Source organism: Methylobacterium sp. Leaf108 (assembly GCF_001423265.1).
Classification (GTDB): Bacteria; Pseudomonadota; Alphaproteobacteria; order Rhizobiales; family Beijerinckiaceae; genus Methylobacterium.
Genome location: NZ_LMND01000035.1, coordinates 174226 through 200960, shown reverse-complemented (window position 1 = coordinate 200960; position 26735 = coordinate 174226). Strand labels below are relative to the sequence as shown.

The window sequence follows — 26735 nt, the reverse complement described above, 5'->3', positions numbered from 1 at the left end:
TACGTGCACCAAAACCAGTCGCCGACAGCATCGGTCCGGATCGCCGTCCGGGCTGCATGTTTCGTGTGGGGCGACGACACGAAGGCAGGCATTCGTTGACGATCTCGAAACGTATCAAGAGGCTGGCAGCGGGCCCGACCCGCCACTTCCAAGCCTGGCGTGGCCGGCACGGCAGGACCGTCACGTGGCTCGCGCTCCACGACGGCGGCGTGGTGGCCGGCCTCGGTGTCGTGGCGAAGGCCGAGGATATCCGGATCACGTTGCGCCTCGACGGCGGCGCGGCGCGTCCGTTGTCCGATGTCCGGCTCGACCGCGCCGACGGCGAACTCCTGGCCATCGCCGATCTGCCGCCCGGGACCCTGGCGGCGGCCTCGCGCGCCACCATTACCGTCTCGGCGCTCGGCGCCACCCGCCGTGCCGAGATCGCGATCGGCGACGGGCTCTACGGCGGACACCTCAACGGTATCCGCGACTACGCCCTCGAGGGGTGGGTTTCGCCGTTGCGTCCGGTCGAAACCCCGACGGTGCGGCTCGTCGTCGACGGCGTTCCGGGCGGCCCGGTCCCCCTGGACCGCTACCGGCGGGAACTCGGCTCGGCCAGCGGCCAGGGCGGCTGGAACGGCTTCCGGCTTCCCCTCCCGCCCGATCTCCTCGACGGCCGTCCCCGGCGCCTCGCGGTTCTGGCCGGCGCCACCACCTTCGAGGTCGGGAACTGGACCGCCCAACCCACCTTCAACCTCGACGCGACCGCCGCCGACGACGTCTCAGGGTGGTTTTTCGATCGCGCCCTCGACGACGTGCCCCTGACCCTGCGCATCGTCAGGAACGGCACCGTCGTCGCGAGGACCCAGACGCACCATCGCCCGGACGTCGAGGCGATCCATGGCCGTGCGCAGGCCGGATTCTCCTTCCACGGGCAAAGGATCGAGCCCGGCAGCGCCCTGATCGCCGGCAGCGAGGACGCCGGCATCCTGATCGGACATCTCGACGACGGCCTCGCGGGGCGCGTCGCTGCGTGCCGGACAAGGGCGAGGGCTCTCCTGCTCGGAGCGGCCAAGCCAGCCGCGACCCGTCACCCGCGGCGCGCGATCCGGGACGAACTCGTCGGGACCGAGCGCCGCCTCCGCGAGAGGCCGCTCGCCTTCAGCCCGGCGGGCCCGTCGACCCGGTCGTCCCCCCCCGCCGAGGCCGCCTCCACGACGTCCCCCAGGGCCCTGCCCCCGGTCTGCGCGATCGTTCCCGTCTACAACGGTCTGTCCGACCTCAAGCTCTGCCTCGCGTCGCTGGTGCCCGAACTCGGGCAGGGCGCGGTACGAGCCCTCGTCATCGACGACGGTTCGCCCGACCCGGCCGTGGCCCGGTACCTCGCCGCCCTCGACGCCGAGGGACATCCCGGCCTGACGATCCTGACGAACGCGGCCAACCTCGGCTTCATCGGCACGGTCAACCGGGGCTTCGCCCTGCTGGAACCGGGCGAGGACGCGGTCCTCGTCAACGCCGACACCATCCTGCCACCGGGCGTCCTGGCCAAGCTCGCGCGATGCTGCCACGGCCGGCCTGGCATCGCCTCGGTCACGCCGATGTCGAACAACGCGACCATCCTAAGCTTCCCGTCGACGACCGAGCGTAACGATCCGGCCCTGGGACTCGACGTGCGCGTCCTCGACGCGGCCTTCGCCGTCGAGGCCCCTTCCCCCGTGGAGATCCCCACGGGTATCGGGTTCTGCCTGTACATCAATCACATCGCCCTCGACGAGGTCGGGCCGCTCTCCACGGAATGGGGGCGCGGATACTGCGAGGAGGTCGATTGGTGCCTGTCGGCCCGCGATCTCGGCTGGATCCACCTGGCGGCCACGGACACGTTCGTCATCCACGAAGGATCGGTGTCGTTCGGGGCGGCCGAACGCGTGGCGATCCTGGCCAAGAACCACGCCCGCCTCGAAGATCTCTATCCGGAATACGTGTCGGAGATCCGGGCCTTCCAGGCCGCCGATCCCCTGGCCGGGATCCGGCATGCGGTCCTGCTGCGGCTTCTGCAGGGGCGGTTCGAGCACCTCACCCTGCATCTGATGCACGGGCTCGGCGGCGGGACCAAGCGATACGTCGACGACCTTCGGGCCCTCCCCCGCGCCGACGACCGTGAACTCGCGATCCTCAGCCCGGTGGCGGACTACGGCACCGACCGGCGCCTGACGCTCGCCTTCGACCGGCTCGGTGTCGCCCTGACCCTCGACCCCGACCACGTCGAGCCTATCCTCGCCGGGCTCGAACGCGCCGGCGTCGCCGTGGGGGTCCACGTCAATTCGCGGCTGACCTACGACAGCACGTTCCTGACGACGCTCCTCGGGACGCGGCCCTACGTGGTCATGCTCCACGATTTCCAGTGGTACTGCCCGCGGGTCCATCTCACCGACGAGCGCCACTTCTACTGTGGCGAGCCGTCGCCTGCGGTGTGCCAGCACTGCGTCTCGGGGGGCGTCGAGCACAATTTCGCCGACCACAACGACGTCATCAAAGACGATCTCGACACCTGGCTCGACTTCAACGTCGCGCTCCTGCGCAAGGCCGAGCGGGTGCTCGCCCCCTCGCGCGATACCGCGGAGCGCTATGCGCGGCGCCTGGGCGTCGAGGGCATCGTCACGGTCCCCCATGTCGAACCGGACGATCGCCCTCCCGCCCGCACCGGGACGCGGCGCCCCGGCACCGCCGGAGCGCTCAACCTCGCGGTCGTCGGGTCGATCGGACGCGCCAAGGGCTACGATCTCCTGCTGCGCATGACCGAGCGGGCCGCCCGCGACCGCCTTCCCTACGTTCTCACCGTCGTCGGCATCACCGCCGACGACGCCGCCCTCGTCCGCTACGGCAACGCCGAGGTGACGGGCCGCTACCACCCCTCCGAGTTGAAGGCCCATCTCGACCGGGTGTCGCCCGATTTCGTCTTCCTGCCGAGCGTCTGGCCCGAGACCTATTCCTACGTTCTCTCGGAAATCTGGCAGGCGGGCTACTCCGTGGTCGCCTTCGACCTCGGTGCGCAGGCCGAGCGGATCCGCGCGGTCGGCGGCGGCGTGCTGATCCCGCCGACGCGCGACACCCGGGTGCTCCTCCAGAGCCTGAAGGAAGCGCGCGAACGCGTGGCGACCTTGCCGCCGCCCCGCTTCGATCTGCCCGCCGTCGCGACGCTCGACGCCTACGAGTCGCAGTCGAGGGCGGATGCGGGATCGCCGGTCGGACGGCGCGACCGGGCGCCGGTCACGCCTCCTCCTGCGGCGCGCGCGGGGTTCCTGGCATCGGGTTCCCCCTCGGCCTGACAGACGGGCTCGCCGGCGGCTGCGAAAAACTTCGCTTCGCGGCGACGCCTTCTACGGTGGCCGGTCGCAGGACGATCGAACGGTCATGGGATCAAGATCGAGGTCGACCCTGGGGTCGACCTCGAGGCACCTGGGTATAAGGTGTCGCGGATTCGAAACGTCGCCGTTCCCCGCCGCATCGGGATCCGTCGGCCGCCTCACCGCGAGACATCCCGTGCCCGTCCACCTCGACATCGCCTATCCCGACGACAACCTGATCGAGCTGTCGCCGGTCTTTCTGGCCGAGAGCAGCGGCTCGGTCGAGGTCAGGGGCCGCGGCAACCACCTGCGGGTCGACGCTCCGCTCCTCCCCAATGCCGCCCGCATCGTGCTCGGCGGTGGCGCTACCGTGACCGTGGGCATGGATTCCAACCTCAACCGCCTCGAGATCCATGCNAAGCAGTTCGGGCTGTTCGTGCTCCTGAGGTCGAGGTCAGGGGCCGCGGTAACCACCTGCGGGTCGACGCTCCGCTCCTCCCCAATGCCGCCCGCATCGTGCTCGGCGGTGGCGCTACCGTGACCGTGGGCATGGATTCCAACCTCAACCGCCTCGAGATCCATGCTCTCGCCGAAGGCGCACGGATCGAGATCGGGTCATGGGCATCCTTCGAGAGGGAAGCCTTGATCACCGCGCACGAGGCGGCCTCCATCCGGATCGGTAACTTTTGCCTGTTCGGGACCGACTGCCGGATCAGCGCCAGCGACGTCCACAAGGTCCTCGATCTCGAGACCGGCGAACGCCTGAACCCCGCCGGCGACATCGCCNTGCCTGTTCGGGACCGACTGCCGGATCAGCGCCAGCGACGTCCACAAGGTCCTCGATCTCGAGACCGGCGAACGCCTGAACCCCGCCGGCGACATCGCCATCGCCGATCACGTCTGGGTCGCCACCAACGTCACGATCCTGCGCAACGCCGTGATCGGCAAGGACAGCATCGTCGGTGCCGGCTCCCTGGTGAGGAGCGCCTTTCCCGCCAACGTATCCCTAGCGGGCGTCCCGGCCCGCGTCACATTGACCGGGGCGATCATTATTAATGGCACCGGCANCACCAACGTCACGATCCTGCGCAACGCCGTGATCGGCAAGGACAGCATCGTCGGTGCCGGCTCCCTGGTGAGGAGCGCCTTTCCCGCCAACGTATCCCTGGCGGGCGTCCCGGCCCGCGTCATCCGCACCGGGGTGACCTGGGAGTTCTGAACCCCTCGACCCCGGTCGCGCGACGGCATCCCCGCTCGACCTGCGTGACCTTCGGGCACGGGTCGGTAACGGGCACCCCCGCGGAACACTCGCCATTGGGCCGTGTTCGCGTGGATGGAACTCTATCTGGTCGGTCTTGCCGGTTTCGGCGCCCTGGTCCTGCTCACGGCGTGGCTTCCGATGGTGCTGCGGCAGTTGCCGTTGTCGCTGCCGATCTGCTGCGTCGGGCTCGGGGCCGGACTGTCGGCCCTTCCGGGTGCGTCCGATCTCGTCCCGCACCCCGAGCGGCACCTGGCGCTGATCGAGCACATGACCGAGCTCGTGGTCATCGTCTCGCTGATGGGGGCCGGCCTCAAGATCGACCGGCTGGTCGGCTGGCGCAGCTGGATCCTGACCTGGCGCCTGCTCGGTCTGGCCATGCCGCTCACCATCCTGGCCCTGGCGGGCCTGGCCTCGGGGCTGCTCGGGCTCGACGCCGCCGCCGCCCTCCTCCTCGCCTCGGCGCTGGCGCCCACCGACCCGGTGCTCGCCTCCGACGTCCAGGTCGGGCCGCCCTCCCAGGGACAGGAGGACGAGACGCGCTTCGCCCTGACCTCCGAGGCCGGCCTCAACGACGGCCTCGCCTTCCCCTTCGTCCACCTCGCCATCGCCCTCACCGCCGCCGGCGGCATCGGGGGCTTCGGGCTCGGGGCGATCGGCGAGTGGCTGAGCCTGTCGGTCCTGTGGAAGATCGGGGCCGGCGTCGGGCTCGGCGCCGTCATCGGCCGGGGGCTCGGCTGGCTGACGTTCCACCTGCCCCATCGGGCGAGGCTGTCGCGGACCGGCGACGGCTTCGTGGCCCTGGGCATCACCTGCCTCACCTACGCCACCGTCGAGGCCGCCCACGGCTACGGCTTCATCGGTGTCTTCGTGGCCGCCCTGGCGCTCCGCTCGGCCCATCGCAGCCACGACTACCACCACACGATGCACGATTACGCCGAGGCGCTGGAGCGCCTCCTGATGATGGTGGTCCTCGTGGCCTTCGGCGCGACCCTCCTGGGCGGTGGGCTCCTGGCGTCGCTGACCTGGCGCAGCGTCGCCTTCGCCGTCCTCGCCCTCCTGGTGGTGCGGCCACTGTGCGGCTGGATCAGCCTGATCGGTTCGGGGCGGGAAGCCCGCGAACGCGCGGTGATCGGCTTCTTCGGCATCCGCGGCATCGGCACGATCTACTACCTCGCCTACGCCCTCGGTCACGCCGCCTTCGAGCAGGCCGGTCTCCTCTGGAGCACGGCCGGCGTCACGGTCCTCCTCTCCATCGTCATGCACGGGGTGAGCGTCACGCCGGTGCTGAACGCCCTCGATCGTCGCAGGGGGGGCGATTCCGGTGCCGAGCAGCTGGATCTGCCGTTCGATGCGTCCCGGCCGCTGCCGTCGTGAGGCGAGCACGGGCAACGGGCACATCGGCCACTGGCGGAGGCCCGCCGATCGTGGTTAAGGCCAGGGAATGCAGCCCGCCCCCTCGACCATCGACGACGCGACGGCCGCCCGGGTCGAGGCCGCCCTCGCGGCGCTCTCGCGGGCGGACGCAGGTGCCCCCGCGGACCTGAAGGGACTCGTGCTGAGCCGGGCCGCTTTGGCGGACCGGATCGGCGAGGGCCCGGCCCCGCCGTGGTGGGACGCGGTCCGCTGCGGCCTGGCGCTGGCGGGTCGCGACCTGTCCGGCGCGGGCCTGGAGGGGACCGACCTGTCCGGCGCCAACCTCTCGGGTGCGCGCATGGCGGGCGCGCTCGGGCGCTCGGCCCGGTTCACCGGCGCCACCATCGAGGAGACCGACTTCACCGGCGCCGACCTGAGCGGGGCCTGCTTTCGCGAGGTCGCCGGCGGCGAGGTCCGGTTCGACGAGGCGATGCTCGAGGACGCCCGGTTCGACGGCGCCGCCATGCGGTTCGCCCGGTTTCCCCGCGCGCTCCTCGACGGGGCCGCCTTCAACGGCGCCGACCTGTGGGGGGCCGTGCTCACCGGGGCGGACGCCGACTACACCCTGTTCCGGGGCACCCGCCTCGACGAGGCCAGGCTCGACGACGTCAACCTCACCCACGCCGATTTCGAGGGGGCGAGCCTGAAGAAGGCGCGGCTCACCGGCTCGCGCCTGCGCGGCGCCAATTTCACCGGGGTCAAGCTCGACGGCGCCGACCTGTCGAAGGCGGACCTCTCCGAGACGAGCCTGGTGCGGCTCAACCTCTCCACCTGCACCCTGACGCACGCCCGCTTCGCCGGGGCCTGGCTGAACGGGACGCGGATGCGCAGCGAGCAGCTCGGCGGGGCGGTGGGCGAGGAGATCGACGGCGACTACCACGGCGCGCAATCGAGCTACCTCGCCCTGGAGCAGAACTTCAAGAGCATCGGCGCCAAGGAGGAGGCGAGCTGGGCCTACAAGCGCGGCCGGCGGATGGGGCGGATGCAGGCGGGCCTCGAGGCCGGGCAGGCCTGGCAGGCCCGCGACGGGCGGGCGCTGTCCCGGCACGGCTACCGCTGGGTGTCCGACCGCTTCGTGGAGTGGCTGTGCGACTACGGCGAGAGCCTGTCGCGCATCGCCCGGGCCTTCCTGATCGTGATCTTCGTGTTCGCCGCTCTCTACGGTCTGGCGGGGGGGTTGATCCGCGAGGTCGGCGACGGCCGCGCGACCTACAACCCCCTCGATCTCGTGAGCTACAGCGCCCTCAACATGATGACGGCCAACCCGCCCGAGATCGGCATCAAGCCGGTCGGCCGCTTCACCAACCTGCTGGTGGGCCTCGAAGGGGCGGCCGGCATCATCCTGATGGGCCTGTTCGGCTTCGTGCTCGGCAACCGGCTGCGCCGGTAGGGCACGATCGGCCGGAGGCGGTGGCAAACCGACCGGGCGAACGCCCGATTCCCTGCAACAGCGGCGTCCCCTCGGGCGTTTGACCGGAGCGGTCGCCCAGCGAACGCCGCCTCCGCATCCCCATCACAGGCAACCCCATGACCCTCGCCTTCCCCGCGCGACCAAAGAGCGGCTGGCGGCGGCGGCGCACCATCGCCGGCCTGCCGAGTTCGCCCACCGCCCTCGTCCTCATCGGCGTGGCCGCCGCCGCGGGGCTGGCCAATTACTTTCTGGGCGAGGCGAGCCGGAACGAGGCCGCCCGCAACAACGCCGTCCTGACCCAGACCGAGCGCCTGCTCTCGAACATGGTCGAGCTGGAGACGGGCATGCGCGGCTACGTGCTGTTCGGGGCCGCGGAGTACCTCGAGCCCTACGATGCCGCTCAAGGCAGCATCGACGGCCAGCTCGCGCAGGTCGACGATCTCTCCGACGGCAGCGACGCGCATGCGCAGGCCAAGGCCCTGCGCGCGGCCGTGGACGCCAAGCGGACCTATGCCGCGCGCGTCATCGCCCTGCGCCGGGACCAGGGCTACGACGCCGCCGTCGCGGTGGCCCGCACCGGCGAGGGCAAGCGCACGATGGACGCGGTGCGCGCCGTCACCGGGCGCATCCAGGACCGGGCCACGCGGGCCCTGGCCGAGGGCGAGGGCCGCGACCGCTGGCGCGCCCTGCTGCTGTCGCTGGTCTCGATCGTCGCGACCCTGGCCGCCGTCGGGCTGCTGGCCCGCCTCGCCATGGTGCGCCGTCGCGAGGAGCTTCGCACCGCCGCCCTCCTCGACGGCGTCTTCGCCAACGCCCCGGTGGGGCTCGGCTTCCTCGACCGCTCCTTCGGCATCCGCCACATGAACCGGGCGCTCGCCACCATGAACGAGCGCGGCTTCGGCGCCGACCTCGGGGCGCCGATCTGGTCGATGCTGCCGACCCTGGAGGAGCAGCTGACGCCCAAGCTCGTCGCCGCGCGCGACGAGGGCCTCGTGACCACCAACGTCGACGTGGCGGTGCCCGCCCCCAGCGCGCCAAACGGCGTGCGGCACTTCCAGATGAGCTTCTATCCCCTGCGCGGCGGCTCGGCCGGGCCCGGATCCGCCACCGACGGCGTCGGCCTCGTCGTCTCCGACGAGACCCTGCGAAAACTCTCCGAGGAGCGCATGCGCCACTCCGAGGAGCGCTTCCGCTCGCTCACCCAGGCGACCTCGGCCATCGTCTGGACCACGACGCCCGACGGCCGCTTCGAGCGGGTTCCCTCCGAATGGACCCGCTTCACCGGCCAGAGCCCGCAGGAGGCCGCCGGCCACGGCTTCCTCGCCGCGATCTTCCCCGAGGACCGCGACCGGACCATGGAGGCCTGGAACCGGGCGGTGGCCACCCTCACCCCCTACGAGATCGAGCACCGCATCCGCCGCGCCGACGGCACCTGGCGCACGATGACGGCCCGCGCCGTGCCGATCCTGGAGGAGAACGGGACGATCCGCGAATGGGTCGGGGCGCATGGCGACATCACCGCCCGCAAGGAGGCCGAGGTCGCCCTGGAGGCCGCCAAGGAGGCGGCCGAGGAGGCCAACCGCGCCAAGAGCCAGTTCCTCGCCAACATGAGCCACGAGCTGCGCACGCCGCTCTCGGCGGTGATCGGCTATTCGGAGATGCTGCAGGAGGAGATGGAGGATCTCGGCGAGGAAAGCCTCCTCGTCGACATGCGCAAGATCGAGGCGAACGCCCGCCATCTCCTCGGGCTCATCAACGACGTCCTCGACCTCTCCAAGATCGAGGCCGAGCGCATGGAGATCTATGCCGAGGCCTTCCCCGTGGCCGACGTGGTGGGGGACGTCACCGCCACCGTGCAGACCCTGGTGGACAAGAAGGGCAACACCCTCGCCCTCGACCTCGCGCCGGACCTCGGCGAGGCGCGTACCGACCAGACCAAGCTGCGCCAGGGCCTCATCAACCTCCTGAGCAACGCCGCCAAGTTCACCGAGAACGGCAGCATCACCCTCGCCGCGTCCCGCTTCGCGCGCGACGGGGCCGATTGGCTGAGCTTCCGCGTCTCCGACACCGGCATCGGCATGAACCCGGAGCAGCAGGCCAAGCTGTTCCAGCGCTTCACCCAGGCCGACGCCTCCACCACCCGCCGCTTCGGCGGCACCGGCCTCGGGCTCGCCATCACCCGCGCCTTCGCCGAGATGCTGGGGGGGCACATCGGGTTCGAGAGCGAGGAGGGGGTCGGCACCACCTTCACCCTGGAGATCCCGGCGACCTACGTCGGCACCTCGCCGATGGATGCCCTGGCGAACGACGAGGCGGGCACCGACCGTTCGGCCGGGACCGGCCGCGTGCCGGGCGGCCAGGTCCTGATCATCGACGACGATCCCTCGACCCGCGACCTGCTCGCCCGCTACCTCGTGAAGGACGGCTTTGCCGTCGTCACCGCCGGCGACGGCCGCGAGGGCATCGAGAAGGCCAAGGCCCTGCGCCCGCGCGTCATCCTCCTCGACGTGACCATGCCGCGCATGGACGGCTGGTCGGTGCTGCGCACCCTGCGCGCCGACCCCGACCTCGGGGCGACGCCGATCATCATGGTGACGGTGCTCGACGAGCAGAACCTCGCCTTCTCGCTGGGCGCCACCGACTACCTGCAGAAGCCGATCGAATGGGGGCAGCTGAAATCGGCGATGGAGCGGTTCAAGCCCTCCGAGCACGAGGGCCCGGTGCTCATCGTCGACGACGACCCCGACACCCGCGAGCGCATCGCCACCCTGCTCACCCGCGAGGGCTGGCGGGTGGCCGCGGCCGAGAACGGCGTGGCCGGCCTGGAGGCCACGGCGGCGCGAAAACCCTGCCTGATCCTGCTCGACCTGATGATGCCGGAGATGGACGGGTTCGGCTTCCTGCGGGCGCTGCGCGCCCACCCGGAGTGGCGCGACATCCCCGTGGTGGTGCTCACCGCCAAGGACATCACCGCCGACGACCGCCGGCGCCTGGCCGGCCAGGCCGACCGCGTGCTGCAGAAGGGCGGCCTGAGCCTCAACGACCTGTCGGATTCGCTGCGGACGCTGGTGGGGGCGGGCGTGTGAGAGACACCCTTCGATAGGTTCGCATCGGCGACCGAACGCCTCTCTCCTCCCCCTTGCGGGGAGGAGCCGGAGGTGGGTGTGGCGGTGTTGACCCTCAGCCCGTCGAGGCCGGCGGGATCACCCCCACACGCGCGTCCCTCCCCGCAAGGGCGAGGGACGCGCGTCGAGGCGGATGCCTCCCTCACGAGACCTTGCGCGAAAACCCCAGCGCCGCGTCCAGCGCCCCGTTCAGGGTGGTGACGAGCACGTCGGCCGAGATCGTCCGGCGCAGGCGCTCGATCGAGGAGGGGTCGCGCTCGCGCCAGAACCCCACCAGCACCTTCACGCCGGGAAGCGCGATGCGGGCCTGGCGCACGTCGAGGCGGATCTGCGAGAGGCTGATCGGCTCGAGGTAGGAGAAGCAGACGAGCGCGATGCCCTCGCTCACCGGCGGCCGTTCGCCCTTGCGCAGGGCGGCGAGCGAGACGACCTGCGAGGCCAGGCCGTGCTGGCCGAGGATCTGGCTCAGCATCAGGGTCGCCGCCTCGTCGAAGGGGCCGCGGCTGGAGATGCACAGCACCGGGGCCGGGCCGCGCCAGGCCGGCAGGAGATCGTCCGAGCCGAGGACGACGGTGGCCGCGGCGCGGTCGGCCCCCACCGCCGCTACGGCCGCGGCGGCCTCGCGGTTGCCGAGCCTGTCCTTGAGCCGGCGGGGATCGCGCGGCTTGGCGCGAAGATTGAGCAACCCGCCCAGTTGCCCGACCACCGTGCGCATGGCCGCGCCGACCTCGTCCTGGCGCTCCCAGTCGAGGGTCCCGCGCGCCAGGTCCTCCTGCGCCAGCCGCAGGCCGGCGAGCGCCACCTCGTCGTAGTAGGTGACGAGCGCCCGCGCCTTGAGGAACATCCGCCCCTGGTCGATCGCCTCGGCCGGGTCGCCGGCCAGCATGCGCTGGTAGAAGATCTCAGGCGGCGACAGCGCCGGCTGGTCGCCCAGGATCACGTCGAGGAACCAGAACCCGTCGATATGCCGCCCCAGTACCACGAGGCAGACCGTGATCGGGGTGGCGAGCACGAGGCCGATCGGCCCCCACAGGAAGGCCCAGATCGTCGCCGCCAGGATCACCGCGATGGGCGAGAGCCCGGTGGAATGGCCGTAGAGCAGCGGCTCGATCACGTGGCCGGCGATCGGCTCCACAACCACGAACAAGACGGCGACCGCCACCACCATGGTCCAGCCGGGATCGACGGCGGCGGCCACCACCAGGGGCAGGACCGCGCTGATCACCGCGCCGACGTAGGGCACGAACCGCAGGATCGCCGCCAGCGACCCGAACAGGATCGGGTTGGGCACGCCGATCAGCCACAGACCGACTCCGATGACGATGCCGAAGGCGACGTTGAGCACGAGCTGGGCGAGGAAGAACCGGCTGAGGCGGCCGACCGCGTCGTCGATGGCCGCGGTGGTGCGGCGCAGGTCGTTCGAGCCGGCCAGCCGGATCGCGCGGTTGCGCAGGTCCTCCCGCTGCAGGAGGATGAAGATGGTGAAGATCAGGATCAGGCCCGTGGTCGCCAGCGGGTGAAGGATCGGCTCGGCCACGGTGCGCAGGGTGCCGAGCAACCCGCCCTTCTCCGCCGCGATCTGGACGTGGAGCGGCCGCTCGAGGGTGCCCGCCTCCCCGGTCACGGGCTGCTCCTTCAGCTCGGGCTGCAGTTCGGTGCCGATCTCCTGCACCATGTCGAGCATGCGCGAGAGCGTGCCGCTGCCCGCGGTCGCCTCCTTCAGGGCGGCGATCTTCTCGCGCATGGTGATCTGGTAGCGCGGCAGCTCGGAGGCGAGGTTGGCGGCCTCGTTGACGATGAGCAGGGTCACCCCGAGCAGCGAGCCGAAGGCGACGAGGACGACCGCCAGCACGGCCGCCACCCGCGGCGTGCGCAGGCGGCGCAGCAGCCGCACCGCCGGCACCAGGACGAAGCTGAGCAGGATCGCCAGGATCACCGGCACGAAGATCTCGCGGCCCAGCGACAGGGCCGCGGCGATGGTCATCACGAGGAGGCACGAGGCCAGCGCCGTGAAGATCGGCATCGCCTGCCGCAGGAGGCGGGCGGTGATCGGGTCGTCGCTCATGAAGATGACGTCTCGTCCTGGGGAGCGACGGGCGTCTCGTCGTCGGACGGGACGCCGGGGAAAGCTGCGGTGCGATCAGTCGGCCGGTGCGGCGACCGCGGCGTTGATCTGGGTCAGCAGCTTGGAAAAATCCACGGGCTTGGGGTGGTAGTCGTTGCAGCCGGCCTGGATCGCCTTGTCGCGATCCCCCGACATGGCGTGGGCGGTGAGCGCGATGATCGGGATGCGCTGCGTGTCGGCGCCCGACTTCAGCGCGCGGGCCGCCGACCAGCCGTCGAGGATCGGCAGGTTCATGTCGAGCAGGATGACGTCGGGGCGGCCGGAGCGGGCCTGCTGGATGCCGGCCTCGCCGTCGTGGGCGAGCATGACGTCGTAGCCGCGCCGCTTCAGCCGCCGGGACAGGAAGTCCCAGATCTCTTCATGGTCCTCGACGAGCAGTATCTTGACCATGGTGTCGTCCTGTCCGGCACATGTGAAGCTTCGGGTCGGCGAGGGAGATGCGAAAATCGGTCCCGTGGCGATCCGGGGACCGACGGCCGTCGCGAACTCCGTCGTTTTGCAACGCAGCAGCCCGTTCTTTAAGCGAGCGGCCTCTCCCACGGTTCCCATACTGACGCGGGCCTGCCACGCAAGTCGGCAGGTCTTGTCGCGGGCCGTTTTCGGGCCATGCCGGCTCGGAGTCGCCGCGGCGTCGGATTGTCGGGCGACCCTGCGCCTGCCATGGTCCGGGCATGGCCCAGACCCCTCCCCCTCGCTATTCCGCCGCCGAACTCGTCGCCGAGCTGCGCGAAGCGGCCGAGGAGATCGCCCCGGAGCTCAACGGCATCAGGGCGGAGGAGACCCTGGAGGGGGAATCGGCCCAGATGATCGAGGAGATGGCCGACGCCCTCAGGCGCATCGCGAACGGTGCGCCGCGCCCCCAGGACCTCGCCCGGGCCGCCCTGGACCCGCAGGGCCCGCTCAAGCCGTTCGGCAAGCCGAAGACCGTGGCCGCGTCCAAGAACACGAGCGCATCCAAGAATAAGGGCGCTCCCAAGACTACGAGCGCTCCCAAGACTACGGGCGCTCCCAAGACCGCAGGTGCGCCCGGGAGCACGGTCGTGCCGATGCAGAAGCCCCGCCGGTAAGACCGACCCTCCTGCCCTTCGCCGCCGGGATCATACCATTTCCCGTTGATCACTTCGTGATGCGGAAATGGGCTTCGCTCATGCGCCGCGCGGGCTCGGTGATACGGGTCCCGCTTGATCCAAGCGGAAACCATCTCACACGTCGAGGTTGGCGACGCTGAGCGCGTTGTCCTGGATGAACTCCCGGCGCGGCTCGACCACGTCGCCCATCAGCTTCACGAAGAGGTCGTCGGCGTCCTGGGTGTCCTTGACGCGGACCTGCAGCAGCGAGCGCACGTCACGGTCCAGGGTCGTCTCCCACAGCTGCTGGGCGGTCATCTCGCCCAGGCCCTTGTAGCGCTGTAGCTGCAGGCCCTTGCGGCCGAACGCCATCACCGCCTCGAACAGGCCGACGGGGCCGTGCAGCACCGTCTCGTCGCCCTTGCGGGCGTAGGTGACGGGCTCGTCGTAGATCTCGCGCAGGGCCTCGGCCCGGTCGGCGAGGCGGCGGGCCTCCTGCGATCCGATCAGGGTGGCGTCGAGGCTGGCCACCTGGCGCACGCCGCGCAGGGTGCGCGACAGGACGTAGCCGCCCTCCTCCGCGCCGCCCTCCCAGCCGCGCTCGATGTCGTCGGCGATCCGGTCCATGCGTTCGGCGATGGTCGCCGCGTGGCGGCCGGCCTGCGCGCCGTCCTCGGCGACATCGGGGCGGAAGGCGCCCGCGATCAGGGCCTGCTCGACCACGGCCCGGTCGTAGCGGGTGTGGAGGGCCTGCATCAGGCCGCGGAACTGGCGCGCCTCCTCCACCAGGGCCTTGAGCTGCGCGCCGCCGAACTCGGTGCCCGAGGCGAGCCGCAGCACGGCGCCGTCGACGCCCGCGTCGATGAGGTAGTCCTCCAGCGCGCGCTCGTCCTTGAGGTAGATCGCCGACTTGCCCTTGGCGGCTTTGTAGAGGGGCGGCTGGGCGATGTAGAGGTGGCCGCGCTCGATCACCTCCGGCATCTGCCGGAAGAAGAAGGTCAGGAGCAGGGTGCGGATGTGGGAGCCGTCGACGTCGGCATCGGTCATGATGATGATGCGGTGGTAGCGCAGCTTGTCCGGGTTGAAGCCCTCCCGGTCGGTGGAGGAGCGCCCGATGCCCGCGCCCAGCGCGGTGATCAGCGTGCCGATCTCGGCCGAGGACAGCATGCGGTCGGCCCGCACCCGTTCGACGTTGAGGATCTTGCCGCGCAAGGGCAGCACCGCCTGGAAATGGCGGTCACGGCCCTGCTTGGCCGAGCCGCCGGCGGAATCGCCCTCCACCAGCAGGATCTCGCACTTGCTGGGGTCGCGCTCCTGGCAATCGGCGAGCTTGCCGGGCAGCGAGGCGATGTCGAGGACGCCCTTGCGCGTCACCGTCTCGCGGGCCTTGCGCGCCGCCTCCCGGGCGGAGGCCGCCATGATGACCTTGGCCATCACCGAGCGGGCCAGCGCCGGGTTCTCCTCCAGCCAGTTGGAAAGGCCCTCGTTGAGGACGTTCTCCACCGCCGGGCGGACCTCGGAGGAGACGAGCTTGTCCTTGGTCTGCGACGAGAACTTGGGATCGGGCACCTGCACCGAGATCACGGCGGTCAGCCCTTCGCGGCAGTCCTCGCCGGTGAGCGAGATCTTCTCGCGCTTGGCGATGCCGGACGATTCCGAATAGCCGGTGATCTGCCGGGTCAGCGCCGCGCGGAACCCCGCCATGTGGGTGCCGCCGTCGCGCTGCGGGATGTTGTTGGTGAAGGGCAGCACCGTCTCGTTGAACGAGTCGTTCCACCACAGGGCGACCTCGACGCGGATGTCGTCGCGCACGGCCCGCACCATCACCGGCTTCGTCATGCCCTCGATGGGTTTGCGCGAGCGGTCGAGGTAGCGCACGAAGGCCTCGATGCCGCCCTCGTAGTAGAGTTCCTCGCGCTTGTGCTCGGCGTGGCGCGCGTCGGTGAGCACGATGCGCACGCCCGAATTGAGGAAGGCGAGCTCGCGCAGGCGCTTCTCCAGCGTCCCGTAGTCGAACTCGATCATCGTGAAGGTGTCGGTGGAGGGCAGGAACGACACCTCGGTGCCGCGTCGGCCGTTGCCCTCGCCGACGATCACCAGCGGCGAGACCGCGTCGCCGTGGCGGAACTCCATCGCGTGCTCCTTGCCGCCGCGCCAGATGCGCAGGCGCAGCCACTGCGACAGGGCGTTGACCACCGAGACGCCGACCCCGTGCAGGCCGCCGGAGACCTTGTAGGAATTCTGGTCGAACTTACCCCCGGCGTGGAGCTGGGTCATGATGACCTCGGCCGCCGAGACCCCCTCCTCCTTGTGGATGTCGGTGGGAATGCCGCGGCCGTTGTCGGAGACGGTCACCGAGCCGTCGGGGTTGAGGGTGACGGTGACGAGGTCCGCGTGGCCCGCGAGCGCCTCGTCGATGGCGTTGTCCACCACCTCGTAGACCATGTGGTGGAGGCCCGATCCGTCGTCGGTGTCGCCGATGTACATGCCCGGCCGCTTGCGCACCGCATCGAGGCCCTTGAGCACCCTGATGGATTCCGCGCCATAGGCCGTGGCCGCAAGGTTGCGGGAGACGTCGTCGTCGTGCGTGTCGGACATGAAGTTCCTCGGGCAGGCGGGTCTTTGCTCGGTTGTCGTGCCCCGGCTCCGGCCATGGGCGCGCCTGCGATTCGTCGGCCTGCGTTATATAGGCGGCATCCCTTGTAAATGCATCGTTCTCGGGCAGCGTGGCTGTGGGCGGCCCCGAGGGGGCGGCTCAGGCCCTGACGCCGCCGGCGCTGGCCGCGTTGAGCCTGTCGCGCCCCGAGGGCGACAGGGTCAGGGAGACCGCGCCGATCAGCTCGTCCAGCTGCGCGACCGAGGTGGCGCTGGCGATGGGGGCGGTCACCCCCGGGCGGGCGATCAGCCAGGCGAGCGCCACCTGCGCGGGGGTGGCGTCGTGCTCGGCGGCCACCGCATCGAGGACGTCGAGGAGCGCGAAACCGCGCGGGGTGAGGTATTTCTGGACGTTGCCGCCGCGTGCGCGCCCTTCCGCGGCATGCTCCGAGCGGTACTTGCCGGTGAGGAACCCCGCGGCCAGGGAGAAGTAGCCGATCACCCCGAGGTTCTGGCGCCGGCACAGGGGTTCGAGCTCGGATTCGTAGCCGGCCCGTTCGGCCAGGCTGTAGTCGGGCTGCAGGCATTCGTAGCGCGCCAGGCCCTCGCGCTTGGCGATGTCGAGGGCGCTGCGCAGGCGGGCGGCCGAGTAGTTCGAGGCGCCGATCGCCCGGACCTTGCCGGCCTCGATCAGCCGTTCGTAGGCCCGCAGCGTCTCCTCGATCGGGGTGGCGTGGTTGTCGGCATGCGACTGGTAGAGGTCGATCCGGTCGGTCCGGAGACGGCGCAGGGAGGCCTCCGCCGCCCGCTCGATATGGGCGGCGGACAGGCCTTTGCCGTCGGGGCCCATGTCCATCCCGACCTTGGTCGCCAGCACGACCTTGTCGCGGTGGCCGCTCCGCTTGAACCAGTTGCCGATCACCGTCTCGGATTCGCCGCCCTCGTGGCCGGAGGCCCAGCGCGAATAGACGTCGGCCGTGTCGACGAAGTTCAGCCCGGCCTCGACGAACCGGTCGAGGATGGCGAAGGAGGTCGCCTCGTCGGCGGTCCAGCCGAACACGTTGCCCCCGAGGCAGAGCGGCGCCACGAGGAGGCCGGAGCGGCCGATCTGTCTCGCCTGCATGCTGATCCTCTACAAAGCGGTGATCGCTGATATCGACGTGTCAGGCATGACCGAACCTCCCGCACCAGCCGTCACAACGCGGTTTTCGTCACGACCCAAGAACTTTGATGAAAGCGGCGCCGGCTCCGAAAAACGCGGCCCCCGCAGCCATGCCGGACAACGCGATCTGCCAAGATGCGAGCATTCGGTCCCGGCCAAGCTTCGACGCTTCTGCCGCGAGCTTGCTCTGCTCCGAGACGAGTTTGCCTTGCTCGGCAATCAGCTTGTGCTGCTCGGCGACGAATTTCCGAGTTTCCTCGTGCGAGCGCTCGATCCTGGCGCGCTGCTCCTCGAGATCAAATGGCGCAACCTCTGCCATCGACGGCCTTCCTTCAGACGAACCGGTCACACGACGACCGGTCCCACGATATGAGCGGGTGGCCGGACGAGTGGCAAGGGGCAACCCTCCGACCACCCTTTCCGATGCACCGCCACCACGGTGCCGGAATCGCTGCAGGCCGATCGGAGCGGCTCAATCCTGCAGGAACGGGTTCGTCAGCCGCTCCTCGCCCAGGGTGCTCGTGGGGCCGTGGCCGGGAATGAAGGCGATGTCGTCGCCCAGCGGCAGCACCTTCTCCTTGATGGCGCGGATGAGCTGGTCGTGGCTGCCGCCGGGCAGGTCGGTGCGGCCGACCGAGCCCTTGAACACCACGTCGCCCACCAGCGCGAAGCGGGCGTCCCGGCTCACGAACACGACGCTGCCCGGCGAATGGCCCGGCGCGTGGAGGATGTCGAAGGCGAGCTCGCCCACCGTGACCAGGTCCCCGTCCGCCAGCCAGCGGTCCGGTGTCACGGCGCGGGCGCCCTCGAGGCCGTAGTTGGCGCCCGTGGCGGGCAGGCTGTCGAGGAGGTAGCGGTCGGCCTCGTGCGGGCCCTCGATCGGCACCGCCAGTCGCTCGCGCAGCTCGTCGGCGCCGCCGGCGTGGTCGATGTGGCCGTGGGTGAGCAGGATCTTCTCGATCGTGATGCCCTGGGCGGCGATGGCCGCCACGATCCGGTCGAGGTCGCCGCCAGGGTCGACCACGGCGCCGACCTTGGTCTCGTCGGACCAGATCAGGGTGCAGTTCTGCTGGAAGGGTGTCACCGGGATGATTCCGGCGCGGGGCGTGCCTGGCATCGGGACCGCTTTGCTCCATCGAGGCGCCCGTCGGCGCGGATGCCCGACGGTCTAAGCGTCCTTGCGCGACCTGTCACACGGGGGTCGGCCCCGGCACGGGTGCGACGTCGCCGGGGCACGCAAAAACCGCGGCCCGCCAAACTTCGGCCTCGCCCGGCGGTTAGCGGGCGCTGATCGAGCGGATACGGCCGATCCGTCCGGTGACCCGGCGATCCCCCGTGCCCCTTCGTCCGCCCGTCCATCCGAAAACGCCAGCCGGGGTAGCCCCTTGTCGTCATGCTGAGAACCGCCTTCGTCGCCGCCCGGGACCGTCAGCGCCTGGGCGAGATCACGGCCGTGCTGGTCGGGTACGGCGTCAACAAGGTGGTGGACCGCCTCGGCATCGCCCATGTGGCGCGGCTGGCCAAGCGCAGGGCGCCGCGGGTGGACATCACCCGCCTGTCGCAGCCCCAGCGGGTGCGCCGGGCGATCGAGACCCTGGGGCCGACCTTCGTCAAGCTCGGGCAGATCCTGGCGAGCCGGCCCGACCTGCTCACCCCGGAGTGGACCGACGAGCTGGCCAAGCTGCACAGCCAGGTGGCGCCGGTCCCGTGGGAGCGCATCCGGCCGCAGCTGGAGGCCGACCTCGGGGGCACCCCCGAGGAGGTCTTCGCCGAGTTCGACACGACGCCGCTCGCCTCCGCCTCCATCGCCCAGGTCTACCGCGCCCGCCTCCACACCGGCGAGGACGTGGTGGTGAAGGTGCTGCGGCCGGGCCTGCGCAAGATCATCGAGGCGGACCTGCGCCTGCTGGCGCACGCCACCCGCATCGTCGTGGCCGAATGGCCGGAGTTCGGGCGCTACCAGCCCCAGGAGCAGATGCGCCACCTGGCCGGCGGCCTCTACGGCGAGCTCGACCTCGTCAACGAGGCGCGCAACTGCGAGACCATCGCGGCGATCTTCTCCGAGCGCGACGACATCGTGGTGCCCAAGATCCACTGGGAATGGACCTCCGAGCGCGTCCTCGTGCAGGAGTTCATCCACGGCATCCCGCCCAACGACCATGCCCGCCTCGACGCGGCCGGGATCGACAAGGTGCTGCTGGCCCAGAAGGGCACCGACGCCTTCCTGCAGATGGCCCTGATCGAGGGCGTGTTCCACGCCGATCCGCACCCCGGCAACATGCTGGCGATGAGCGGCGACCGCATCGGCTTCATCGACTTCGGCATCATCGGCCGGCTGTCCGAGCGCCGCCGCACCCAGCTCCTGATGCTGATCGGCGCCATGCTCAAGGAGGACGCCGACGGGCTGATGGCGGTGCTCCTCGACTGGACCGGGGCGAGCAACCCGGACCTGACCAAGCTCGAGGCCTCCTCGCAGGCCTTCATCAACCGCCATGCCGGGGCGGCCCTCAACTTCGGCGACCTGCTCACCGACTTCATGACCATGGCCCGCGAGAACGATCTGGCCATGCCCACCGACCTCGCCATCCTGTTCAAGGGCCTGGTGACGGCCGACGGCGTGATGCGCCAGCTCGACCCGAAGTTCGACCTCTTCACCGCCGCCGGCCCCACCGTGAAGAGCAAGCTCGCCTCGCAGTTCTCGATCAAGGGGCTGACCCGCAAGGTCGAGGCGGTGGGCGCCGGCCTGTTCGGCGCGGCCTCCGAGCTGCCGACCCTGATCCACCTGATGCTGGTGCGCCTCAAGCAGGGCCGCGTCACCGTCGAGATCGAGGTGAAGGGCATCGACAAGCTCACCCGCGGCATCGAGCGGGCCGCCGCCCGCGTCGCCGTGGCCCTGATCGTGGCCGCCTTCGCGACGCAGCTCGCCCCGCGCTTCATGGATCTGGGCACCCCGGCCTTCGTCACGGTGGGGTTGGGCGTGTTCGTGATCGGGATCGGGTGGCTGGTGTTGCTCGGGCGGAACAAGTAGGCGGGCGGCCTCCACAATACAGCCGCGTTGTCAGGCCTTCTTGAGGCTCGACGGCCCTGACGCTCGCGCACCTCGTGCTCGCGGGTGCGGGGTCCGTCGAGCGCGATCGGCGTCCCTCCCCGCAATGGGGAGGAGGGACGCCCGCTCAGTCCGCACGTCCCGTCCATCCGCCCCGGTGCCCGCCGCTCGATGAATATCATCCTGATCAAGCTGTTCGCGACGGCCCTGACGCTCAGTCAGGTGACGACCCGGCCGGACGCGGTGAAGACGCAGTTCGATCCGGCCACCGACGGGCCGCAGGTGGTGCAGATCCTGCGCGACGGTTGCGCCCACATGCGAAAAGCCTTCGACATCGAGGACATCAACCTCGACGACCTCATCTCCACCGCCATGGAGGACCCCACCGCGGTGGCGGGGGCGGGTGCGCCCAAGCTCCTGCACGGGCTCGACATCGGCGAGCTCAACGTCAGCTACCGCCAGTTCTGCAAGGGCGAGACCCCGAAGGATTCGCCCTTCGAGGCGAGCGAGGTGATCGCGTTCTACAACAAGGCCGCCGCCGACCTGCCGGCGGCCGAGACCTGGAAGGACCCCAAGCTCCCGGGCGTGAGCCTCATCCTCGACCGGGCGGGCAAGCGCTTCTCGGAGACCTTCGAGCCCAACGGCCGGCGCCTGGTGGTGCCGATCGCCACGGTGCCCGTCATGGTCCAAAAGGCGTTCGTCGCGGCCGAGGACAAGAGGTTCGAGACGCACCGGGGCATCGACGAGCGCGGCGTCATCCGCGCCTTCATCGGCAACCTCGCCTCGCCGGGTCGGCCGGCGGGCGGCTCCACCATCACCCAGCAGGTGGTCAAGAACCTGATGGTGGGCGACGACGTCACCTACGAGCGCAAGATCCGCGAGATGATCGTGGCGGCGCGCCTGGAGCGCATCCTGTCGAAGTCCGAGATCCTCGGGCTCTACCTCAACGCGATCTACCTCGGGCGCGGCGCCTACGGCATCGAGATGGCGGCGCGCAGCTACTTCGGCAAATCGGTGGGCGCGCTGACCCTCACCGAGGCGGCGCTGCTGGCGGGCATGCCCAAGGGCCCGAACTTCTACAGCCCCGACAAATACCCCGAGCGCGCCCGCGAACGGCGGGCCTACGTGCTCGCCCGGATGAAGGACGAGGGCACGATCACCGAGGCGGAGCTGGCCCAGGCCGCCAACGCGCCGCTGGGCCTCGTCTCCGGCGAGGCGAGCCGGCGCGATACCGGGTTCTACGTGGTCGATCACCTCGCCCGCGAGGCGCGCACCTTCGCGGGCCTCGAATCCCTGACGGCGGCCTCCTACACCCTGCGCTCGACCCTCAACGCCGGGCTGCAGCGCGCCACCGAGACCGCCCTGCAGGACGGGCTTTCCACCTACGAGCGCGCCACCGGGCGCCAGACCTACGAGGGGCCGGAGTTCAGCCTCGCCGAGGCGATCCGCAAGCTCGAGGGCGGCCCGGTGACGGTTCCGCCGGCGGCCGCGGAGCCGCAGAAGGCCGCGGCCGCCTCGCCGGCGCTGGTCAACGGCGTTCCCCTGCTCGTGGGCGGCGACGCCAAGGCGGCGGCGATGACGCCGCCGGCGCCCAAGGCGACCGAGTCCGTCGAGGCCAAACCGGTCGCGCGCGCCAAGACGGCTGACAAGCCGACGACGGACAAGCCCCTGCTCGAAAAACCCACCTGGCGGCGCGCCCTCGAAGCGGCCCGGCCGGTGCTCTACGACGTCCACTGGCCGCTGGCGGTGGTGCTCGACGCCAGGGGCGGGGCGGTGAGGGTCGGCCTCGCCGACGGCCGCACCGCCAGCCTCGACCCCGGCCCGGCGCGGGGCCGCCTCCAGACCTACGATGTGGTGCGGGTGAAGCTGCGCGACGCCAAGGCCAAGACCCTGCGCGCCGAGATCCGGGTGCGCCCGGCGGTCCAGGGCGCGGCGGTGGTCATCGAGAACCGCACGGGCGCGATCCTGGCCATGGCCGGGGGCTTCTCCTACCCGGTCAGCCAGCTCAACCGGGTGACGCAGACCGTGCGCCAGCCGGGCTCGACCTTGAAGCCCCTCACCTATCTCGCCGCGCTCAACGCGGGCCTGCAGCCCAACACCCTGGTGCTCGATTCCCCCGTGACGCTGCCGCCCATCGGCGGGGCCGGCGATTCCTGGAGCCCCAAGAACTACGACGGCGGCGGCTCGGGCGCGATCACCCTGCGCCGGGGCCTCGAGTTCTCGAAGAACCTCGTCACCGCCCGCCTGCTCCAGGGCGGCATCGCCCCGACGGCACCGGCGAGCCTCCAGCGGATCTGCGACCTGGCGCTGGAGGCGCAACTCTACGCCGAGTGCGAGCGCTACTATCCCTTCGTGCTCGGCTCGCAGCCGGTGCGGATGCTCGATCTGGCCGCCTTCTATGCGGCCATCGCCAACGAGGGTGCGCGCCCCGCCCCCCACGTGCTGGAGGCGGTGGAGCGCGACGGCAAGGCGATCTACCAGCGCGGCACCCGCGCCCCGGTGCGGATCGGCTCGGCCGACGCGGTCGCCTTCTACCAGCTCAAGACCATGCTGCAGGGGGTGACCCATCACGGCACCGCCGCCGCGCTCGCCCGCGTCTCCGCCTATGTCGCGGGCAAGACCGGCACCTCCGAGAACGAGAACGACGCCTGGTTCGCGGGCTTCTCCAACGAGATCACCGTGGTGGTCTGGGTCGGCTACGACAACGCCGACGGCACCCGGCGGACGCTGGGGCGCGGCCAGACCGGCGGCCATGTCGCCGTGCCCATCGCCGGCAGCCTGTTCCAGGCGGCCTGGGCCAACGGCGTGGCCAAGACCCCGCTGGCGCCGCCGACCGCGGAATCGCGAAACCTCCTCGTCGACCTGCCGATCGACGCGCGCAGCGGCGCGCCCACCGCCGAGGGCGGCTTCATGGAGCATTTCCGCCTCAAGGACGGGCGCATGGCCGAGACCCGCTACCGGCTGCTGCCCGGCGAGACCCGCACCGCCATGCGCCCCGACGCCGAGGACGGCGACCTCGAAGGGGTCGACGGCAGCGCCGATGCCGGCACCGACCCGGACCAGGAGGTGCTCGAAACCTTACGCCGGCGCCGGCGCGCCGAGGTCGATCCCCTCGATCCCTTCGGGGGCCGCGGCACGCCCCTGCGCAACCGCCAGCCCGAGACCTACCAGCCCTGGCCCGGCGCCAGCCGCTCGCCCTTCGGCGAGGACGACGCCTATCCGCGCCCGCGCCGCCGCGATCCCGACTATCTCTTCGGCGACGACCCGCGCTACTGAGCCCCCCACCGATCCCGACATCCGAGGCGCCCGACGTGCAGACGCAGCTTGCCGCGACCCTTCTCCTCGGCCTGAGCCTGGCGGCCCCGGCCGTCGCCGAAGCCCAAACCCCGGCCGCCCTCTCCGAACGGATCAAGGACGTGCCGGCGATCACCCCGGCGGGATTGGCCGGCCTGAAGCCGGGCACGATCCTGTTCACGGACCACCGCGACAACCCCTCGAACCCCGAGAGCGGGCTCGTGCCCTACCTCGACTGGGGCAAGAGCCGGCCGGCCGAGCGCGCGGCGCTGGCCCCCTACCCGGCCTACGCCGAGCCCGACTACACGGTCACCGTCAACGGCGTCGCGAAACCCCGCCACGAGACCCTCAAGGTCTACGTGGCGCAGGGGCGCTTCGTGCTGCCCAAGGCGCCCGAGGCCATCGACCTCTCGGCCTACGCCACCCTGCCCTTCGTCGCGACGATGGACCCGGTGATCAAGCACAAGGCGCTCGACCCCGCCGACGTGACCCCGACCAAGGACCCGGCCGCCGCCTTCGCGAAGCGCCCCGACCGGCCGTGGTGCGCGCCGGGCACCGTCTGCATCGAGTCGCGCTACGACCTGGAGGGCAAGCTGCCCCTGGGCGTCAAGCTCGCCAACAAGCTCGAGGAAGGGGCGGCCAAGAAGGTCGCCGAATTCGTCTCGTTCCAGAGCGAGCTGCGCACCCTTCCTGCCGCCGAGGCCGCGGGTCTTTCGACGTTGACAGGCATCGAGACGCCGGTGGCCGGCGGGCTCGAACAGACGATCTTCTGGGTCAACCAGATCCTGCGCTTCGGCAAGTTCCTGGCGGTGGTCCAGCCACTGCCGGGCGATCCCGCCAAGAGCGTCGTCACCACCTACATGGCGCTGGCGATCAAGGCGGACGTGCTCGACCGCAAGCAGGAGTACGCCCGCGTGCCGGTCCTCAAGAACCTGCTGCCGGCCCAGGTGCTGATGGGCAATTCGTCCTTCAACACCGGCACCTCGATCAGCGCCGGCCTGCCGGTCTACGCCCGCAACCGCCTCGCCGCCTTCGCCGACGCGATGGCCAAGCGGTGAATGGCCAAGCGGTCGATGGCCAAGCGGTGAACGGCCTCAGTTGCCTCGGAACATGATTGAGGGCAGCGACGGGGCCGTGTACTGGCGGTTCACGTCGCGGCGGGTCTGGGTGCCGTTGGTGTTGCTCGACTGGCGGTAGTTGCCGGTGTCGAAGGTCTCCGACAGGGCGCTGCGGCCGTTGGGACCGGTGTCCGTGTTGCAGGCGCCGAGCCCGCCGCAGAGGACGACGGCGAGGACGAGGTGGGGCAGGCGCATCGCGTGGGGTTCCCGGCTTGACGGATCGTGAGCCGTGGTGCTGCCGGGGGCTGCCCCCGTCAAGCGCATGATGAACGGGCCGTCGACGCTTCGCCGCCAAGTGATGTCCTTGCGCCACGCAAAAAGTGACCACGGCACCAGAAGACCGGGGTAGGACGCCGCTATTGGGGCCGTGCCGCCGCCGCGCCGTCTGGCCTTTCGGCCGCGTTTGCGTGCAGATGACGGTCATGAGCAACGTGGTTCCCTTCCGCCGGCCCGAACCCTCCCCGACGCGCGGCGACGTCGTGGCGGTGGCCGACGACCTGTTTTCCCTCCTCGACCAGCTCCAGGCGCTGAGCGAGCGGGCCGCCGCCATGGGCCGGCCGACCCGGGAGGTCGAGCGCACCGTGCAGAACCTGCTCGACGCCGTGAGCGCCGTCGAGCGCGCCCTCGACTGCATCGGCGAGGGCGAGGAGGCCGGCCAGGGCTGAAGGCCGCGTCCGGGCGGGCTCTACCGGCACTGGTCCTCATCGCGAAACCGCTGCGCGCTTCCGTGGGGGCTGCTCTCCGGCGGCGGGCCGCAAGCGGGTTGTCGGCTTTCGCAGGTATCCGATGCGAAGCGGGTTTCGCAGAAGCGGTCACCGGGTTTGCCTTGAAAGCCTGCGACAGACCGAGGACTTCAGCAGGGTCAAGGACTTCAGCAGGGTAAAGTGTTGGCCTGCCAACACGAACCCGCTTACGGTCAGCGCCGCCGTGGGCCGCCGGCACGATCGGCGACGGCTCCCCACCGAGGTCGCACAGTGAACACGACAGACGCCCCGTCGCGGCCGGCCGCGGCGCCCGCTCCCGCGATCTCCTTCGAGGGCAACCTCCTGCTCAGGGCGCTGCAGGCGCCGGACCGCGCGCGCCTGGCGCCGCACATGGAGCTCGTCCACACCCGGCGCGGCGACCGGCTGTTCACGGCGGGCGAGGCGGTGTCGGTCATCTCGTTTCCCTGCGACCTGACCGTGACGACCCTGCTGGTCGCCATGCGCGACGGGCGCAGCGCCGAGGCGGCCACGATCGGCCGCGAGGGCGCCGTCGGCGGGGTGGTGAGCAACGGCTGCCTGCCGGCCTCGACCTCGGCGGTGGTCCAGATCGGCGGCCCGGTCCTGCGGATCGAGGCCCTGCGGCTGCAGGAGGCCAAGCGCCTGTCGCCGGCGCTCGCCGACCTGTTCGTCCGCTACGCCGACTGCCTGCTGGCGCAGGTGCTGCAGTCGGTGGCCTGCAACGCCCTCCACCCGATCGAGGAACGCTGCCTGCGCTGGCTCCTGACCCTGCAGGACCGGATCGGCACCGAGGTCCTGCCGGTGACCCACGAACTCCTGGCGGCCATGCTCGGGGTGCAGCGGACCTACCTCACCCGCGTCCTGCGCACCCTGCAGCAGCGGGGCCTCGTCGAGGTCGGCCGCGGCCGCATCACCATCCTCGACCGGGCACGGGTCCGGGCGGCGGCCTGCGACTGCCACGCGATGGTGGCCCGGCACTACGAGGACGTGCTCGGGGCCGTCTACGGCCCCTCCGGGCGCCTCGTGGCGGTCGATCCGCCCGACGAGGGCGCGATCCGGCCGGCCTGAGG

At 70.9% G+C, this 26735-nt stretch carries 17 protein-coding genes; 10 read left to right on the top strand and 7 right to left on the bottom strand.

Annotation, left to right across the window (positions count from 1 at the left end; genetic code table 11):
- Positions 1–95: 95 nt before the first annotated feature.
- The 4 genes from ASF39_RS19625 (at position 96) to ASF39_RS19600 (ending at position 10497) form a co-directional block, all read left to right on the top strand.
- Positions 96–3308 (top strand): glycosyltransferase, encoded by a 3213-nt coding sequence (locus ASF39_RS19625; RefSeq protein WP_056286964.1) that lies wholly within the window; start codon positions 96–98, stop codon positions 3306–3308.
- 1351 nt (positions 3309–4659) lie between these two features.
- The gene (locus ASF39_RS19610; protein ID WP_056286955.1) at positions 4660–5961 is read left to right on the top strand and encodes a cation:proton antiporter; all 1302 of its coding nucleotides are present in this window, start codon (positions 4660–4662) and stop codon (positions 5959–5961) included.
- Positions 5962–6028: 67 nt separating this feature from the next.
- On the top strand, positions 6029–7390 hold the full coding sequence (locus ASF39_RS19605; RefSeq protein WP_056286949.1) for a pentapeptide repeat-containing protein: 1362 nt from the start codon (positions 6029–6031) through the stop codon (positions 7388–7390).
- A 137-nt stretch (positions 7391–7527) separates the two neighbouring features.
- Positions 7528–10497 (top strand): response regulator, encoded by a 2970-nt coding sequence (locus ASF39_RS19600; RefSeq protein ID WP_082494699.1) that lies wholly within the window; start codon positions 7528–7530, stop codon positions 10495–10497.
- A 181-nt stretch (positions 10498–10678) separates the two neighbouring features.
- Here ASF39_RS19600 and ASF39_RS19595 read toward each other — a convergent pair whose 3' ends face one another.
- Together ASF39_RS19595 and ASF39_RS19590 are read right to left on the bottom strand one after the other, a co-directional pair.
- On the bottom strand, positions 10679–12601 hold the full coding sequence (locus ASF39_RS19595; protein ID WP_055883173.1) for an AI-2E family transporter: 1923 nt from the start codon (positions 12599–12601) through the stop codon (positions 10679–10681).
- Between the two features lie 75 nt (positions 12602–12676).
- Complete coding sequence (locus ASF39_RS19590) at positions 12677–13051, bottom strand: response regulator (RefSeq protein WP_055883175.1); 375 nt, start codon at positions 13049–13051, stop codon at positions 12677–12679.
- Positions 13052–13332: 281 nt separating this feature from the next.
- On the opposite strand from ASF39_RS19590, the gene ASF39_RS22490 reads away from it, so the two are divergent.
- Complete coding sequence (locus ASF39_RS22490; RefSeq protein ID WP_244472482.1) at positions 13333–13728, top strand: hypothetical protein; 396 nt, start codon at positions 13333–13335, stop codon at positions 13726–13728.
- Positions 13729–13863: 135 nt separating this feature from the next.
- Here ASF39_RS22490 and gyrB read toward each other — a convergent pair whose 3' ends face one another.
- The 4 genes from gyrB to ASF39_RS19565 form a co-directional block, all read right to left on the bottom strand.
- Complete coding sequence (gene gyrB / locus ASF39_RS19580) at positions 13864–16326, bottom strand: DNA topoisomerase (ATP-hydrolyzing) subunit B (RefSeq protein ID WP_055883177.1); 2463 nt, start codon at positions 16324–16326, stop codon at positions 13864–13866.
- Positions 16327–16483: 157 nt separating this feature from the next.
- Positions 16484–17446 carry an aldo/keto reductase gene (locus ASF39_RS19575; protein WP_056286944.1) on the bottom strand — a complete coding sequence of 321 codons (963 nt, stop codon included), beginning with the start codon at positions 17444–17446 and terminating at the stop codon, positions 16484–16486.
- An 88-nt stretch (positions 17447–17534) separates the two neighbouring features.
- Complete coding sequence (locus ASF39_RS19570; RefSeq protein ID WP_056286942.1) at positions 17535–17804, bottom strand: hypothetical protein; 270 nt, start codon at positions 17802–17804, stop codon at positions 17535–17537.
- A gap of 153 nt (positions 17805–17957) precedes the next feature.
- Complete coding sequence (locus ASF39_RS19565; RefSeq protein ID WP_055883183.1) at positions 17958–18602, bottom strand: MBL fold metallo-hydrolase; 645 nt, start codon at positions 18600–18602, stop codon at positions 17958–17960.
- 276 nt (positions 18603–18878) lie between these two features.
- Here ASF39_RS19565 and ASF39_RS19560 point away from each other — a divergent pair, with 276 nt between their 5' ends.
- The 3 genes from ASF39_RS19560 (at position 18879) to ASF39_RS19550 (ending at position 24883) form a co-directional block, all read left to right on the top strand.
- Complete coding sequence (locus tag ASF39_RS19560; RefSeq protein ID WP_055883185.1) at positions 18879–20513, top strand: AarF/UbiB family protein; 1635 nt, start codon at positions 18879–18881, stop codon at positions 20511–20513.
- Between the two features lie 189 nt (positions 20514–20702).
- Entirely contained in the window at positions 20703–23807 is a 3105-nt protein-coding gene (locus tag ASF39_RS19555; protein WP_056286937.1) for a transglycosylase domain-containing protein, read from the top strand.
- A 35-nt stretch (positions 23808–23842) separates the two neighbouring features.
- Positions 23843–24883 carry a hypothetical protein gene (locus ASF39_RS19550; RefSeq protein ID WP_055883188.1) on the top strand — a complete coding sequence of 347 codons (1041 nt, stop codon included), beginning with the start codon at positions 23843–23845 and terminating at the stop codon, positions 24881–24883.
- 36 nt (positions 24884–24919) lie between these two features.
- On the opposite strand, the gene ASF39_RS19545 is transcribed toward ASF39_RS19550, so the two are convergent.
- A complete protein-coding gene (locus ASF39_RS19545) occupies positions 24920–25138 on the bottom strand; it encodes a hypothetical protein (protein WP_055883190.1) in 219 nt (72 codons plus the stop codon).
- A 227-nt stretch (positions 25139–25365) separates the two neighbouring features.
- On the opposite strand from ASF39_RS19545, the gene ASF39_RS19540 reads away from it, so the two are divergent.
- Positions 25366–25608: a hypothetical protein gene (locus ASF39_RS19540; RefSeq protein WP_055883223.1), complete on the top strand. Its 243-nt coding sequence runs from the start codon at positions 25366–25368 to the stop codon at positions 25606–25608.
- 360 nt (positions 25609–25968) lie between these two features.
- Entirely contained in the window at positions 25969–26733 is a 765-nt protein-coding gene (locus ASF39_RS19535) for a Crp/Fnr family transcriptional regulator (RefSeq protein WP_056287203.1), read from the top strand.
- Positions 26734–26735 lie beyond the last annotated feature (2 nt).